At 29.1% G+C, this 16924-nt stretch carries 15 protein-coding genes; 8 read left to right on the top strand and 7 right to left on the bottom strand.

From position 1 onward, the window contains the following. Nucleotides 1-9: 9 nt before the first annotated feature. Together I2A75_RS07700 and I2A75_RS07705 are read right to left on the bottom strand one after the other, a co-directional pair. On the bottom strand, nucleotides 10-798 hold the full coding sequence (locus tag I2A75_RS07700) for an SDR family oxidoreductase (RefSeq protein ID WP_195263898.1): 789 nt from the start codon (nucleotides 796-798) through the stop codon (nucleotides 10-12). 236 nt (nucleotides 799-1034) lie between these two features. Then, nucleotides 1035-2429 (bottom strand): NCS2 family permease, encoded by a 1395-nt coding sequence (locus I2A75_RS07705; protein ID WP_195263899.1) that lies wholly within the window; start codon nucleotides 2427-2429, stop codon nucleotides 1035-1037. Between the two features lie 379 nt (nucleotides 2430-2808). Here I2A75_RS07705 and I2A75_RS17970 point away from each other — a divergent pair, with 379 nt between their 5' ends. From I2A75_RS17970 to I2A75_RS07720, 3 genes are all read left to right on the top strand, one after another. After that, nucleotides 2809-3000, top strand: a complete 192-nt coding sequence (locus tag I2A75_RS17970; RefSeq protein ID WP_243242079.1) for a hypothetical protein — start codon at nucleotides 2809-2811, stop codon at nucleotides 2998-3000. Between the two features lie 139 nt (nucleotides 3001-3139). Further along, nucleotides 3140-3514: a hypothetical protein gene (locus I2A75_RS07715; RefSeq protein ID WP_243242081.1), complete on the top strand. Its 375-nt coding sequence runs from the start codon at nucleotides 3140-3142 to the stop codon at nucleotides 3512-3514. Nucleotides 3515-3541: 27 nt separating this feature from the next. Further along, on the top strand, nucleotides 3542-3934 hold the full coding sequence (locus I2A75_RS07720) for a hypothetical protein (RefSeq protein ID WP_195263900.1): 393 nt from the start codon (nucleotides 3542-3544) through the stop codon (nucleotides 3932-3934). A gap of 45 nt (nucleotides 3935-3979) precedes the next feature. Here the strand turns inward: I2A75_RS07720 and I2A75_RS07725 are convergent, their stop codons facing one another. Next, nucleotides 3980-4633, bottom strand: coding sequence for an ElyC/SanA/YdcF family protein (locus I2A75_RS07725; protein ID WP_195263901.1), 654 nt, complete (start codon nucleotides 4631-4633; stop codon nucleotides 3980-3982). Between the two features lie 54 nt (nucleotides 4634-4687). After that, complete coding sequence (locus I2A75_RS07730) at nucleotides 4688-5158, bottom strand: GNAT family N-acetyltransferase (protein ID WP_195263902.1); 471 nt, start codon at nucleotides 5156-5158, stop codon at nucleotides 4688-4690. A 215-nt stretch (nucleotides 5159-5373) separates the two neighbouring features. On the opposite strand from I2A75_RS07730, the gene I2A75_RS07735 reads away from it, so the two are divergent. Beyond that, nucleotides 5374-5889, top strand: a complete 516-nt coding sequence (locus I2A75_RS07735) for a sigma-70 family RNA polymerase sigma factor (protein ID WP_195263903.1) — start codon at nucleotides 5374-5376, stop codon at nucleotides 5887-5889. 2 nt (nucleotides 5890-5891) lie between these two features. After that, nucleotides 5892-6914: a DUF4179 domain-containing protein gene (locus I2A75_RS07740; protein ID WP_195263904.1), complete on the top strand. Its 1023-nt coding sequence runs from the start codon at nucleotides 5892-5894 to the stop codon at nucleotides 6912-6914. Nucleotides 6915-7084: 170 nt separating this feature from the next. On the opposite strand, the gene I2A75_RS07745 is transcribed toward I2A75_RS07740, so the two are convergent. The 3 genes from I2A75_RS07745 to I2A75_RS07755 form a co-directional block, all read right to left on the bottom strand. Next, the gene (locus tag I2A75_RS07745) at nucleotides 7085-8329 is read right to left on the bottom strand and encodes a glutamate-5-semialdehyde dehydrogenase (RefSeq protein ID WP_195263905.1); all 1245 of its coding nucleotides are present in this window, start codon (nucleotides 8327-8329) and stop codon (nucleotides 7085-7087) included. 118 nt (nucleotides 8330-8447) lie between these two features. Beyond that, on the bottom strand, nucleotides 8448-9254 hold the full coding sequence (proB, locus tag I2A75_RS07750) for a glutamate 5-kinase (protein WP_195263906.1): 807 nt from the start codon (nucleotides 9252-9254) through the stop codon (nucleotides 8448-8450). Between the two features lie 72 nt (nucleotides 9255-9326). Then, nucleotides 9327-10394 carry an AI-2E family transporter gene (locus I2A75_RS07755; protein WP_195263907.1) on the bottom strand — a complete coding sequence of 356 codons (1068 nt, stop codon included), beginning with the start codon at nucleotides 10392-10394 and terminating at the stop codon, nucleotides 9327-9329. Between the two features lie 313 nt (nucleotides 10395-10707). Here I2A75_RS07755 and I2A75_RS07760 point away from each other — a divergent pair, with 313 nt between their 5' ends. The 3 genes from I2A75_RS07760 to I2A75_RS07770 all read left to right on the top strand — a co-directional run bounded on the left by I2A75_RS07760 (nucleotide 10708) and on the right by I2A75_RS07770 (nucleotide 16889). Continuing rightward, on the top strand, nucleotides 10708-12069 hold the full coding sequence (locus I2A75_RS07760; protein WP_195263908.1) for a YjiH family protein: 1362 nt from the start codon (nucleotides 10708-10710) through the stop codon (nucleotides 12067-12069). A gap of 767 nt (nucleotides 12070-12836) precedes the next feature. Then, nucleotides 12837-14330, top strand: a complete 1494-nt coding sequence (locus tag I2A75_RS07765) for an immunoglobulin-like domain-containing protein (protein WP_195263909.1) — start codon at nucleotides 12837-12839, stop codon at nucleotides 14328-14330. Nucleotides 14331-14369: 39 nt separating this feature from the next. Beyond that, nucleotides 14370-16889, top strand: coding sequence for a glycosyl hydrolase family 18 protein (locus tag I2A75_RS07770; RefSeq protein WP_195263910.1), 2520 nt, complete (start codon nucleotides 14370-14372; stop codon nucleotides 16887-16889). The last annotated feature ends 35 nt before the right edge of the window (nucleotides 16890-16924 follow it).

Genomic DNA, 16924 nt, shown 5'->3' on the forward strand with positions numbered 1-16924 from the left:
ATAATTCACCTATCCCTTATTCATCATTAGTATTATCTTTCTAGATAAGCTTCTAGGAATAATCTTATTCACCGCAACAATGACCTTATTTTTAAATCCAGGAATTATTATTAGCTTTCCCTTTTTAAAATCCCTATAAGCTACTTCTGCTACTTTTTTTGGTGTCATTAATGCTTTTTTAGCAGATTCTTTTTTTCTTATTCCTGCTTTATCTTGAAATCCAGTACTTACAGGTCCTGGACACAAGCAACTTATCCTTATTCCCGTTCCCTTTAATTCTTCATATATAGCTTCTGTAAAATTTAACACATAGGCTTTTGATGCATAATAGGTAGCCATCTTAGGACCTGCACAAAAAGCTGCTGTCGAAGCAACATTCATTATAGCCCCCTCACCATGACTTATCATTATTGGTAAAAACATCTTAGTCAATTCTGTTAGAGCTCTTACATTTACATCTATTAAATTTAATTCTTTTTCTCTTTCTATTTCACTTAGGTAACCAAAGGACCCCAATCCTGCATTATTTATTAAAATATCCACAGTTATATTTTTTTTATCAACAAAACTTAATAGTTTTTCACAGGAGTTATCCTCAGATAAATCTAAAGATATGCTATAAACGTTAATATTATATAATAACATTAACTCTTCTTTTACCTTTTCTAGCTTTTCCTCATCTCTTGCAACTAAAATTAAGTTATTTCCATCATTAGCATACAGCTTTGCTAATTCATATCCAATCCCAGTAGTAGCTCCAGTTATAAGTACATAGCTCCTACCATAAGGTTTACCCATAAAAAATCCTCCACAAAATTTATTTATTAAAATTTATATTTAAATATATCATATAGTCATATATATATAAATATTAAATAAGATTAGAATATATAATGAAAACACCTATTTTCCTATAAAAAATAGAGAGAGGTTGTCCTCTCTCTATTTTGCTAAATTTATCTTATATATAATTAAAATCTTTAATAATATAGTAATTTTAAAAACTACATATTGCATTTACAGTAATTTAAATTTTACTTTATACCATTAATAATAAAATTAATTAAGAACAAAGCACTTACAACATACATTATTGGATGTACATCCTTAGCTTCTCTTTTAACTATTTTAGCTAAACAATATGTTACAAATCCAGCTGCTACACCATTTGAAATGCTTCCTGTAAAAGGCATGAATGTCACTACAAAAAATGCTGGCATAGCTACTTCAAAATCACTCCAATCAATATTTTTGAAGGATTCCATCATTAAGATACCTACTACTATTAACGCTGGAGCAGTAGCTGCTGATGGTACCATCCCCATTATAGGTGATATAAATAATGATAATATAAATAAAATAGCTACTGTAACTGAAGTTAATCCAGTTCTTCCACCTTGTCCAATTCCTGCTGCACTTTCAACATATGTTGTTGTATTACTTGTTCCTAATAAAGCTCCTATTGAAGTAGCTGTTGCATCTGCAAATAAAGCTCTTTCTAATTTTGATGAAAAATTATTTCCACCTTCAAATAGCTTTTCATCATTATCATCAAATATTCCTGCTTTTCTTCCTGTTCCTAAAAATGTACCAATTGTATCAAAAGTATCTGATAAAGAAAATGCAAATATCGTAATCAACACTAAAGATATTTTAGATGGATCACTAAATAATCCAACAAAATCTAACTTAAAAAATGTTGGTGCTATACTTGGAATCCCAAAACTAATTTGTGAAAAGTCAGGCACTTGAGTTACTCCCATAAAGATGCCAACAACTGTAGTTAAAAGAATTCCTAATAAAATTGCACCCTTGAATTTAAGAAGCATTAATATAAGAGTAATTACTAATCCTATTAATGCTAATAAAGCTACTGGGTCCTTAAAGTCAGTCATTGCTAAATTCACACTGTTAAATATTGACGAGTCTCCTGATGAAGTAATTTGATTAGCAGCTTCTCCTGTGAAAGTAAGAAAATGTGCTTGCTTAATACCTAAGAATGCAATGAAGAGACCTATACCTCCTGAAATTGCATATTGAAGTGAATGAGGAATAGCTTGTATTATCATTTTTCTTATTTTTGTAGTAGTAATAATAATATTAATAATTCCACAAATGAATACCATAGCTAAAGCTTGTTGCCATGTGAATCCAAGTCCCAATACTACTGTAAATGTAAAAAATGCATTTAGTCCCATTCCTGGTGCTTGTGCAAAGGGTACATTAGCTACTAATCCCATAACTAGAGTTCCTATAGCTGCTGCAATAATTGTAGCAACAAAAACAGCATTTTTATCCATTCCTGCTGCTGCTAAGATAGATGGATTTACAAATAAAATATATGCCATTGTTAGAAATGTAGTTAATCCTGCCATTAATTCAGTTTTAACATCTGTTCCATTTTCCTTAAGTTTAAAAAATTTATTCATGATAGCCCCCTCATTTTCGAATATTATATAGATATATTATCATTTCATTCGTATTTAATCAACATATTTTTTGCACTTTTTCTTAAATACTACCATTTTTACATAATATATTAATATTAAAGCTAAACAACTGCCATTAGTTAAACTATTTATTAAATAAATACGAATATTATGTTAAGCATCCATATTTAAATATTTGCTTGATTATATGGTTTAATTATTAAGGAAATTTTATATTTATTGATATAAAATTTCACTTCATCACCATATATTTACAATAAAGTTTCAAAGTGGTACAATGTAGATAATATTTATATGTATATTTTAAATGAATATATTGTTGAAAGGAGATTTTATTTTGGTTTTTACTATGGCGAGCATGAATATAGTAATTCATGTAATTAACAATACATCTATGGATTTAGAAAAATGTACTATTGAGCACACAGGCAACGGTGGTCACCCCATTAAATTAGGAAATATTAAATCAATGGAAAAAACTAGTGAAGAAATGTGTATCTTAACTTCAAGAGAAAAATCAGAACTTATTTTTAGTTATACTCTAAACTGAGAAAAATATAGCTCAACAGTATACGATAAAATAATTTTTTCTGATGTTAGACCAATAACTATCACTATAACTGAAGAAAATAACACTTTAATATTTAATCTTAAGCATAAATCAAACGACTAATTTTAAGGAGATGTAATTGATAAAGAAAATCATGCCTTTTCTTTTTACAGGAAACCAATTTAATCTAAGGAATATAATTGTTTACGTAAGGAACAATACTTCAAAAACACTAGAGGACGTAACTATTCAACACACAGGTCCAGGAGGACATTCTATCAAATTAGGCACTATTAAGCCTAATAGTAATGATACTCAAGAGGAAATTTGTTCAACAACAATAGTAAATAAATCTGAATTAATATTTAGTTATGTGCTAGGTGAAAACAGATATAGCTTAGTTGTCTATGATGATGTTATTAATACCGATATAAGACCAATAGTAATTACTATAACTGAAGAAGATAATAATTTAATTTTTAATACTGAAAGAATACCTGGTAAAGATATATAATAAATATTTAAATGAGGAGCGCTTGTAATGAAAAGAGAAGTTCAAAAATTTCCTGTTTCTTGGTTGCTTTTTAGTAGTGACTTTAATAGACACAATACAACTCTATATATAAAGAATCATACAGCTTATAATTTAGAAAATACGACTATTGAAAGAACAGGAATAGGTGGCCATCCTATTGAGTTAGGAACTATAAAAGCAATGAGTAGTGATATTAATGAAGAAATATACCCTTCACCAATTATGGAAAAGTCAGATTTAATCTTAAATTATGTACTAAATGGTAAAAATCACAGTTCAGTTATACATGGTAATATAATTCTTACTGATATAAGGCCTATCGTCATTGATATAATTGAAGAAAATGGAGAATTAAATTTTTCAGCAACTCGTATAGCACATGAAGATATAATTAATTAAAAATAAAAGTGAGGACTTAGTACCTCACTTTTATTTTACTCTAAATTATTTCTTTTCGTCTTCAGTCACTCTTCCATCTGAGCTGCTTACAGGAATTGCTTCTCCTAAAAATTTAGGTTCTGGTTTTAATATATTTACATAAATAAAATCTTTTAATTGTGCTAAAACTTCACGCTTTTTATAACTATCCATCAATTGATATTGTCTTTTATCTGACTTTATTCCATAAGCATCTATTCCTAATTTTTTAGCTATATATAAAGCTCTTGGCAAATGATATTCGTTCGTTACTATTATTGCCTTATCAACTTTAAAAATCTCTTTTGCTCTATACATTGTATCATAAGTACTAAAGCCTGCATGATCCATAAAAATTAATTTTTCATCTATATCATTTTGTAAGATATATTTTTTCATAGATCCAACTTCATTATATTCTTCTCTACCATGATCTCCACTTAATAAAAATACGTTTGCTAGTCCAGCTTCAAAGACTTCTAATGAAGTTTCTAATCTATCTGCTAGTATATCTGATGGTGTTCCGTCTACTCTAACTCCAGCCCCTAGTACTATAATTGCATCACTTTCACTAGGAATATCTTCAATATTATAAATATATTTTTTATAGCTATTGACTGTTGAAATGGTTATACTTATGGATATTATTAATATCATTAGTAATATTATAAATATACTCATAATTCTTTTCCCCACTTCTAAATTTGAAATTTCTCATAAAACCCTCTTAATACATTATATTCCGTACTTCATTTTAATGTGTGGAATTCCTGCTTCATCATATTCTTCTGAGGCTTCCTTAAACCCTACAGAATTGTATAATTCCTTTATATAACTTTGCGCTGATATTGTTATCTTTTCTTGTTTAAAATTCTTATGTATCTCTTGAATTGCTTTAATCATCATTTCTTTAGCCAACTTTTTTCCTCTATACTCTTTTAAAACTAACACCCTTCCTATAGATGCCTCTTCATAAGATAGTCCTGGTGGTAGTAATCTGCAATATCCCACTACACTTTCTTCCCCATCTTTATTATCTATTGCAAATAAGTGCACACACTTCTTATCTTTATCATCAAAGTCATTTTCACAAGTAATCTTTTGCTCACAAGCAAAAACCTCATATCTAACTTTAGCTATTTCATAAAGTTCACTTATGTTAAGTTCATTAAAATACTTACTTCTAAACTCAATTTTATTCTCCATATAATACTCCTTTTAAATTGCAATTTTTAATATATTATAATTATAATATTATCATTTTATCTTTTCTATATATATATCTACTTTAAGAATAGTAATATAATTGTCATAGTTTTATAATATCTAAAAAATTTATTTATTATATTTTAATATTTATGGAACCTTTTTATATATTTATTCGTCTATAATGTGAATCGATTCAGAAAGGGGCATTAATAATGGTTAATGAACTATTATTCAAAAAAGCTGTAAAAGGCGATAAGGATAGCTTTATAAAATTAATAGAGCCAATTAAAGAAAAACTATATAGAGTAGCATTTGTATACTTAAAAAATGAAGATGACGTTTTAGACTGTGTTCATGATGGAATAATAAAGGCAATAAAGTCATTAGAGACACTAAAAGAACCTCAACATTTTAATACTTGGATAACAAGAATAATTGTGAACGTCTGTAAGGATTATATTAAGAAAAACAGCAAGGTTGTTTTAGTTGATATAAATGATTATGAAAATAACTTAATATCTGAAGATAATAAAAGTGATATTAATGAGGATATAAAAAGCGCTCTAAATAAGCTATCTGAAAAAGAAAGAGACTTAATAGTAATGAGATATTTAGAAGATAAATCATTAAAAGATATAGTCACTAACACCAATTTACCACTAGGAACAGTTAAAAGCAGGCTAAATAGAACCTTAATAAAATTAAGAGAATATATGGGGGAAGCATAGAAATGAAAGATATAAACATAGATGATATACAAGTTTCTTCAAAATTGGATGATATCATTAAAAATTCTGTAGATGAAGGATATGATACAACATTTAATAAAAGTCTATCAAATAAAAAATATAAAAGGTTTAATAAAAATATAGTTGCAGCAACTATAATGGTAGCTCTAGGCGTAACAGTATTTGGCTCAATATTTAGTAATGAGGTAATTGCAGCAGTTAAATTAACCATGTTTGATATAAAAAATTATCTAGGAGTTAATGATAACTTAGATGAATATAGCACTATAGTTAATAAGGCTGTAAGTAAAAATGGAATAACAGTTCAATTAAATGAAGTTATTTTAGACAAAGATGAAATTATTGTATCAACAACAGTAAAATCAGATGAAAAACTAGATGATAACGGAAATATAATGGTATTTGGAAATGTGTATATTAATGGTAAGAAAGCATCTAGTTCATCTGGAGGTTCTGGAAAGAAAATTGATAATTATACTAAAGAAAATGTACTTTCATATACATTAAATAAAGAATTAGAAAGAGGAGATTTGTATATAGAAATAAAATATGATGAAGCTCTTTTACACATAGGCGAAATAGAAACTAAAGTAGAAGGCCCATGGAAGTTTGAGTTTACTTCTAATGGTGATGCATTATCTAAAAATACAAATAGTATAAATTTAAATAATTCATTTACATTAGATAATGGTCAACAGATAACACTTAATGAATATAGAGGTAATGCTGTGGGTGGAAAGATTTACTACTCTATTGAAAATAAAGATAGAAATAACATCTATTCATTAGAATTAAGAGGCTATGATAATTTAGGAAACGAAGTTAAATTTTACAGTTCTCATGAAGAAATGACTACTGGTTTAATGAAAAATCAAACTGAACTTTCTCAAGATGCAAAGGCATTAACATTAACACCATATGCAGTAGCCTTTCCAAAAGAAAGCGGTAAGATGAGTAGTGATTACAAACAAGTTGGTGAAGAGTTCACTATAAAATTAAAGTAATTTTAACTTTTCTTATATAAAGATGTAGTTACTTTATATTTCATTAAAGTAACTACATCTTTTATATTAGAAAGCAACTTGAAACTCATCCATAAAAAAGCTTGTAAATCTAAGCTAAGCCTTTCTTCTTAAGGAAATACAACTTTATAAGATGCTAATATTTTATTAATCTATCTTACTTGTCCATTACCATAGATTATATATTTAATAGTTGTAAGCTCTTTTAATCCCATTGGTCCTCTTGCATGAAGCTTTTGAGTACTTATTCCTATTTCTGCCCCAAATCCAAATTCACTTCCATCTGTAAATCTAGTAGAAGCATTTACATAAACAGCTGCTGCATTAACTTTATTTAAGAACTTTTGTGAATTCTTATAACTATTTGTTACTATTGCTTCTGAATGCCCTGAACCATATTTATTAATATGATCAATTGCTTCATCTACATTTTTCACTATTTTTGCACCTATTATATAATCTAAATACTCCTTACTCCAATCATCTTCGCAAGCTTCTTTAACATCGGTTATTAAAGCTTTCACTTTTTCATCTCCAATTATTTCAACATTCTTTTCTCTTAATGCTTTTACTATGATTGGAAGAAACTCATTTGCTATATTTTCATTTATAATCATCTTTTCTGCTGCATTACAAACTGCTGGTCTTGATGTTTTTGCATTTATTATTATATCCTTTGCCATATCAAAGTCACAATCTTCATCTACATATATATGACAATTTCCAACCCCTGTTTCAATTACAGGTACAGTTGCATTTTTCACAACAGTTTGGATAAGCCCAGCTCCACCTCTTGGAATTAAAACATCTATATACTCATTTAATTTCATCATTTCTAATGCTGTTTCCCTACTAGTATCTTCAACTAATTGAACTGAAAACTCTGGCAATCCGGCTTCTTTTACAGCATTAGCTAGTATCTTTACTATTTCTTTATTAGAATTTATAGCTTCACTACCACCTCTAAGTATTACAGCATTTCCTGTTTTTAAACATAGTCCTGCTGCATCGCATGTTACATTTGGTCTAGCCTCATATATTATTCCTATAACTCCCATTGCAACTCTTTGCTTTCCTATTTGAAGACCATTTGGTCTTTTCCACATTTCTATTACCTCTCCAATAGGATCTTCTAAAGCTATCAGCTCTCTTAATCCCTTAGCCATATCCTCTATTCTTGACTCATTTAATGATAATCTATCTAACATAGCCTTGGATGTTCCTTTTTGAACTGCTCTATCCAAATCTTCTTTATTTGCTTTTATGATTTCATTTGTATTGTTAATTAAAGCATTTGCCATTGACTCTAATGCTTTATTTTTTTCAGTAGTTGATGCTATTCCTAAATCATATGATGCTTCTTTAGCTCTTTTACCTAACTCATAAATACTTGGCATTAATAATTCTCCTTCACTTTTATTTTTCAATCTATTACTAATTTATTTTTAAACTTTACATAGCAAAACATCATTCATTTTCAGTTCTACCTTCTACATTTTACATTTCAAAAGATTCTTATAAGCTTTTGAATAGTGTTCCTATTTCCTCGCCATTTAATATATTTAGAATTATTTTAGGATCTTCTCCGTTAGCTAGTACCATATCTACTCCAGATTCAGTAGCAGTCTTGGCAGCAGTTAACTTTGTAATCATTCCACCTGTTCCAAGATTGCTTCCAGCACCTCCACAGCACTCCTCAAGCTCAGGAGTAATTTCATCTATTTCCATTATTAATTTTGAATTTGGATTCTTTCTAGGATCTGAATCATAAAACCCTTCTATATCTGATAATATTATTAAAAGATCTGCATTCACTAATTTAGCCACTATAGCTGATAAGTTATCATTATCTCCAAATCTAACTATATTTTCTATTTCATCTATAGCCACAGTGTCATTTTCATTAACTATAGGTATTATTCCATTTTCTATTAGAGTTTCGAATGTATTACAAACATTTTCTCTAATATGATTATCTTCAACTACATCTCTTGTTAAAAGAACTTGACCAACAGTATGGCTATACTCTCCAAAAAACTTACTATAAATATGCATTAACTCACATTGCCCAACTGCAGCAACTGCTTGCTTTTCTCTTATAGTCTTAGGCTTTTCCTTTAACTTAAGCTTAGATACTCCAACTCCTATTGCTCCTGAAGTAACTAATATAACTTCCCTTCCTGAATTCATCACATCTGATAATATTCTAGTCAACTTTTCTATTCTAGTTAAGTTAATTTTGCCATTTGCATATGTTAATGTTGAAGTTCCTACTTTAACTACAATTCTATTAGAGTTTTTAACTTTACTTCTAGTTCTCATCCTACTATCCCCCAGATATTATTCTTTGTTTAATTATAATTTTTTTTATATCTTTTTTCTACATAATATAATTTACTCTTTGAACTCTTTCAATTTTTCCTCTACCTCTTTATTAAAATGCCTAAAGATAACTTTGCTTACTGCATAAACAGGTACTACTACAAAAGCTCCTATTGGGCCAATTAGACTAGCTGCTCCAACTACTAGAAAAATATCCGTTATTGGATGTATATTCATTGTTTTTCCCATTATTAGTGGTACGATAATTCTTCCCTTAAGTGTTTGGGCAATTACTACTAATACAGATAATTTTATAATCATATTCCAGCCTGAAGCTATTGCAATTATATATGGAATAATCATTGATATAAAAAAGCCTACAAATGGTATAAATGCTAATACAAAAGTAATTGATGCTAAAAGTAGTGGACTTGCCATTCCTATAATTTTATATCCGATAAAAACCATTAAAGATAATGAAAGTGCCACCTTAGCTTGACCTAAAATATACGATGATAATACTTCATCACTTTCTTCTACAATATCACAAATTTTATACTTATATTTCTTAGAAAATATATTAATTATACTCTTTTTAATTTTATCTTCGTCCTTAAGAAGATAAAATACTATTAATATAACAAGTAAAACATCAGAAAATAATTGCATTCCCTTATCGAATATTCCTCTTAAACCACTTGCTAATAAAATAGCATATTTTTGTATATCACCTAAAAACTTCTCATAATAATCTAATTTAAATATATCCCCTTTAAAAATTTCATCTATTTCATATAGATTACCTTTCTCTTGTACTATACTAAAGAATGTTGTTTTTAAATTCATAAATTGCTCAATGAAATAATCCCCAAAGTATTTGATAACACCAGCTGCAATAAAAAAGAAAATTAATAAAGTTAAAGTTGCTGCTCTTCCTCCTTTTATCTTCTTTTTTATAAATATATCATTAAGAGGTTTTAGTATATAAAATAAAAATATTCCAAATATTATTGGTATGACAACTACTGAAAAAATTACATTTATAAAATTTTTTAATACTGAAATTTTGCCTAATAATATTATTAATATGGCTAATAAATTAAAAATAACTAAATATGTAATTAAATTCTTCTTACGCATAAAATATTTCTCCTTTGCTTAATTTAATTAAATTTAGTTTATCCTTAGGAGAAAATATTATTATATAGCTTTAAACTTTCAGATTTTTACTAAACGAATCTCTTAACTATTTTATATCTTCTTAACATTACTTTTTCCATATTTATAAATCAAATTAGATATATTCATATATTTAGAAATCATCCTAAATATATAATTCATTGCATAAATTTTAGGTAAATTTGTATAAAAATCTATTGATTTTATGTATAAAAATGTATTAAAATAAAATTCAATGTATAAATATTAATTTTTTGAATATAAGGAGACCGGAATGAAAAACTTAACTAAAGATGAATTTTCATTAAAATCACCATTGTTCTTTATTGTTCCATCTCTAATAGGAATGTTTTTATTTATGATTCCTATTAGTTTTAATGGAGAAATAACAATACCAATAGCAATTTTATCAAAGTTCTTAACTAAATCTCTTGGAGATTCCTTAACGCTAATAATAACAATAGCAATTTGTATATCAGCTATCATGAGTATAATAGCTAAAGTTTTTAAACCAAACTTCATTATAAAAAATGAATTTCTAAACACCCTATTTAATGTAGGTAATATTTGGTTTGCTGCTAGAGTACTTGGAGCTATATTTTGCATTTTATCTTTATTTAAGGTTGGTCCTGAACTTATAATTAGTAATTCAACAGGATCATTTGTATTAAATGATTTACTTACAATATTATTTTCTATTTTCTTTTTTGCAGGACTTTTACTACCACTATTACTAAATTTTGGTTTATTAGAATTCTTTGGTACAGTACTTACTAAAGTTATGAGACCAATATTTACACTACCAGGTCGTTCATCTATAGACTGTATAACTTCTTGGCTTGGAGATGGAACTCTTGGAATACTATTAACAAATAAACAATATGAAGAAGGATTTTATTCTAAAAGAGAAGCAGCTATAATCAGTACAACCTTTTCTGCTGTTTCAATAACCTTTAGCTTAATTGTAATAGATACAGTGGGATTATCTCATTTATTTATCCCATTTTATTTAACAGTTAGTATTTCTGGAATTGTCGCTGCTATTATAATGCCAAGAATCTATCCATTACGTAAAATTCCTAATACATATTATAATAATAAAGAAAAGAAAAACGATGAATCAATACCAGATGGACATTCATCTTTCTCTTGGGGATATAAGAAGGCTTTAGATAAAGCCTCTCAAAATTCTGGCATAAATCACTTTTTTATAGAGGGAACTAAAAATGTAATAGATATGTGGCTTGGAGTACTTCCAGTTGTTATGGCACTTGCTACTATAGCTTTAATAATAGCTGAGTACACTCCTATATTTCAGGTTTTAGGGCTACCTTTCATACCATATCTTAAATTATTACAAGTTCCAGAAGCAGTTGCGGCTTCACAAACTTTAGTTGTGGGATTTGCTGATATGCTATTACCATCCGTTTTAGCTGCAAATACTATAGTTAGTGATATGACTAAATTTATAGTTGCTTGCACTTCCGTTTCTCAACTAATATATATGTCTGAAGTAGGAGGAGTTCTACTTGGATCAAAAATTCCTGTATCACTAAAGCAACTGTTAATAATTTTTATAGAAAGAACTATAATTACATTACCTGTAATTGTTATTGCTGCTAATATAATATTTTAATAAAAAGCTGTATCCTTTTAAGATACAGCTTTTTTATCAAATACTCTAATAGTATAATTACCTCCCACACTCCTACCTTAAATTAATAAGATATCCTATGTGCTTTCTTTTTATGATTCTTATAAAATACACACTTATTAGTTTAATTAAATGTACTTATATTTTAATTCAAATTTATCATTTTCTTTTTAATTATACTTCATAAACAACATACAAATTTTTCAAAATAATATTAATCGTTCGACTTTTTTTGAAAACCTATTGCCATTACTTAACTAATAGTTTATATTGTAAATAAGTGGTATATACCACTTATTGTAAAGGAGGTGATGTGTTTACCTTCGATGAAATAATAAGCTTTACTGTTTATTATTTATTAACTTCTTTGTTCCTAAATAATTCATTATCACTTCACAAAATATAGGAACTAATAAACACTTCAGAGAAATCTAATAAATTACCATTTAACATTTTCTGATTAGTATATTAATACTTATTAGGATATTTGACAAACCCTTTGAAAACATTTTCCAATATATAAAATGCATATTTTATATATCTAATAAAGAAAACTCTACATTTTAAATAAACAAATGAATTTATTTTATATGCACAAATGTTTAAAGTGAGTCTCTTATTTTTTCTAAAAATATCTAACTTACTTTAAATCTAATATCAAATTATTAGATATTTACCTACTCCAAAAAAGATCCTCATTCAATATACAGATGAGAATAAATAAATATATCGTTAGGAGGTAAATATAATTGAAGAAAAACTTTCTTAATAAAGTTATTTGCACACTTTTGACAACCTTCGTTACACTTACATCCACTTCATTTATTACTAAAGCAGCTACAAACATCGGTAGTTATAATGCTGGTTTAGGAACAAAAAATTGGCCTGCACAAGTTAACGCTCCTTATGTTGATATGGTGGGCTGGGTAACTAAAAATGGATACTATATGGGGAATGATGGCGGAGGACCTGCTAATCTAAAAAAATTATCAGATGAAACTGGTATAAAATACTTTAACTTAGCTTTTATACAATCAACTGGTAGTGTTACAAATGGGAAAATCAATTGGGGCTGGGGAGGATATTCTGTTTTAAGTGAAGGAAAAAATGATAATCAATATAACGGAATTAAACAGTCTCTAAAGGACCTAAGAGCAAGTGGTGGTGATGCAACTATATCTTTTGGTGGAGCTAGTGGAACTGCATTTTGGCAAACTTCTCAAGATGTAAATGTTCTTTATAATACCTATCTAGATATAGTAAATGGATATGCATTAACAAGAATAGATTTAGATGTTGAAGGTGGTGCTCAAAATAAACAAAGCAATATTGCTAATGCAAAGGCTATTAAAATGTTACAAGACACTACAGGAGTAGAAGTAACATTAACTGTTCCTGTTTTACCATCTGGTTTAACTCAAACTCAAATAGATTTATTAGATGCTTATTTATCTAATAATGTTACTCTAAAATATATAAATATAATGGCTATGTGCTATGGAAGTGGTACTTTGCTTCCTGGAGAAAATTATGGCACAGCCTCAATACGAGCAATAGACTCAACAAAGAATCAAATAAAAGATGCTTACCAAAAATTTGCCAATACTACTTTATCTGATTCTGAAGCTTATTCAAAAATTGGTGCTACAGTCTCTGTAGGTTATGAAAGTTCTTCAGATCCTATATTTACTCCAGCATGGTCTCAATTAGTAGTTGACCATGCTAAATCTAAAAATATTGGAATGACTTCTTATTGGTCACTAAATAGAGATTCTCAAATAGAAAATAATCAAGGAATAAGTTCTCAATATGAACATTCAAAGATATTTGCTAAATTCGGTTCACCAGCAATTCCTAGCGACAATACTGCTCCAGTGATTAGTGGTGTTACAGATAAACAAATTAATATTGGAGATACCTTTAATCCTCTAGCAGGAGTTACTGCATCTGATAAAGAAGATGGTGATTTAACTAGTAAGATTATTGTTAATGGATTAGTTGATACATCTAAAGCAGGAATCTACAATGTAAGCTATACAGTTTCTGATAGTAAAGGCTTATCAACAACAATAAGTTCTACAATAACAGTAATCGATACTTCAGTTCAGACATACAGTCCAACTAAGACTTATGTTGCTGGAGATATAGTTTTATACAACGGAGTTATGTATAAAGCTAAATGGTGGACTCAAGGAGAAACCCCTGGAGCAACTCAATGGGGCCCATGGGAAAAAATGAATTAAATTAATTTAGAAATTAATTTGTAAAGGGGTTTTAATATTATGATAAGGAAAAAGCTTTATAAAAAATCGAAGCCTATTGTTGCATTAACAGCAATAGCAGCAATGCTTATAACAGGTGTTACTCCAGTTAGAGCTACTGTTAATTCTAATACCGATTTTGCACCTAATGCAGTTCAACAATCTGCTCAAAAATATCGTAATGTAATGTATTATGGGGATTGGTCAATCTGGGGAGGTCAAGGTAGCTTCTACCCTAAGGATATTCCTGCTGATCAATTAACCCACCTTAATTTTGCATTCGTAGATTTTGATGCACAAGGTGTTTTAAAATTTACTGATAAAGATGCCGCTACTGGTCATCCTCTAGGAAATGCTGGCGTAACTTATGGTGATGTAAATGGTGGTATTCTAAACGCATTCCAAGTATTAAAAAGTGAAAATCCTAATTTAAAAATAGGAGTATCTTTAGGTGGATGGTCTAAATCAGGTGACTTCTCAGTTATAGCTGCTAATCCATCAATAAGAGCAAACTTTGTAAAAAATGTTATGGCGTTTATTAAATATACTAATATGGATTTTGTTGATATAGATTGGGAGTACCCAGCTAGCCTTAGAGATCCAGACAAAGTTGATAATACTAACGATGAAGGAACTACTAAAGCAACTCCTGCCGACAAAGAAAACTTTATTACTTTATTGCAGGATTTAAAGAATGCTTTAAATAAGCAAGGTGCTGAACTTGGAAAAACTTATGAACTTTCAGTTGCTATCCCTGCTGGTAAGGCTAAAGTTGATGAAGGAATAGATGTAGCAAAATTATTTAATGTAGTTGATTTTGCTAATATTATGACTTATGATATGGCTGGTGCATGGAGCACAGTTAGCGGTCACCAAACAGCACTTTACACTAATCCTAACTCTCCATTTAAAGGAGAATGCCTTTCTGTTGATGAAAGTGTTAACTACTATATTGCAAACGGAGCTAAACCTGAAAAAATAGTTATTGGAGCAGCTTATTATACACGTGGCTGGGAAAAAGTAAGTAATAATGGACCTGATGCTGCTAACCCTGGATTATTTGGAACAGCTGCAGTAGTTAACAAAGATGCAGACCTTACTCCAACACCAGGTGCTCTTAATGAAGCTCCAATAAAGAATGGTGAAGGTGGTCGTGCTGGTGGAGTATGGTCATACAATGCTCTTAGCCAATTAAAATCAAAATATACTGGTTTAAAAGAATATTGGGATGATAGTGCTAAAGCCCCTTATCTATATAATGAAACAACAGGTGCATTCTTTACCTATGATAATGCAAGATCAATCCAAGAAAAAGCTAAATATGTTAAAGAGCATAATTTAGGTGGAATGATTGCTTGGATGGCTTCACAAGATGCTAAAACAACATCTACTAAACGTGATGAACTTACAAAAGTAACTAAGGAAGCCCTATTTGGCTCCGCTAGTCTAGACAACTATACATTAACTTATAATAAGCTTAATGTAACTTCTAAATTAACTACAAGTAAACCTGCATGGGGAAGCGGTAGTGTAATAAATTTAAGCTTTACCAACAATGAGAAACTAAGTGAATCTGGTGAAGTTCTTAGTTCTGTTGAAACTGCAGCTAAAACTCTAAAAAATGTAAAGCTTTATATTAAGACAAATGGTATTACTATAACAGGTTCTCAACATCCAAGTCCTGCAGTTAAGCAAGAAAATGGATATTACGTAATAGATTTCTCTGTATCATATGATGGAAAGCTTATTAAACCTGGTCAAACAATATCTTTCGATTTAAACATTGCTGAATCTATAGATAACCTAAATGGATTAGTAAGTGTTGAATTATCACAAAGAATGTATTCAACATCTCCTGAAATGGGAAGACAATTTATTTATGGTAGCGCAACATCTCCTGATAATAATACTGCACCAGTAATTAATGGAGCTACTAATAAACAAATATACGTTGGTGATTCTTTTAATCCCTTAGCTGGTATAACTGCATCTGATAAAGAAGATGGTGATTTAACTAGTAAAGTAACAGTTTCTGGTACTGTTGATACAACTAAAGCTGGAACTTACAATTTAACTTACTCAGTTGTTGATAGTAAAGGTTTAAAAGCTACTGCAGCAGTTACTATAACTGTTTCCGAAAAAAATACAACTAACACAGCTCCTGTAATTAATGGCGTTGCTAATAAGGAGATTAAGATTGGATCAACCTTCAATCCATTGACTGGTGTTACTGCTTCCGATAAAGAAGATGGTGATTTAACTAGTAAAGTAGTTGTTTCTGGCACAGTTGATACAACTAAAGTTGGAACTTACAATTTAACTTATTCAGTTACTGATAGTAAGGGTTTAGTAACTACTGCTAAAGCAACAATCACAGTAGTTGATAATACAACTCCTGAAATTCCAACCTATAGCCCAACCAAAGCTTATGTAGCTGGCGACGTTGTTATGTATAACGGTGTTAAATATAGAGCTAAATGGTGGACACAAGGTGAAACTCCTGGCGCAAATCAATGGGGTGCTTGGGAAAAAATTAGTTAGTTCATCTAACTATTTATAATTTGAAGATGGCTAAC

The organism is Clostridium sp. 1001275B_160808_H3, from assembly GCF_015550425.1.
Taxonomy (GTDB): domain Bacteria; phylum Bacillota; class Clostridia; order Clostridiales; family Clostridiaceae; genus Clostridium.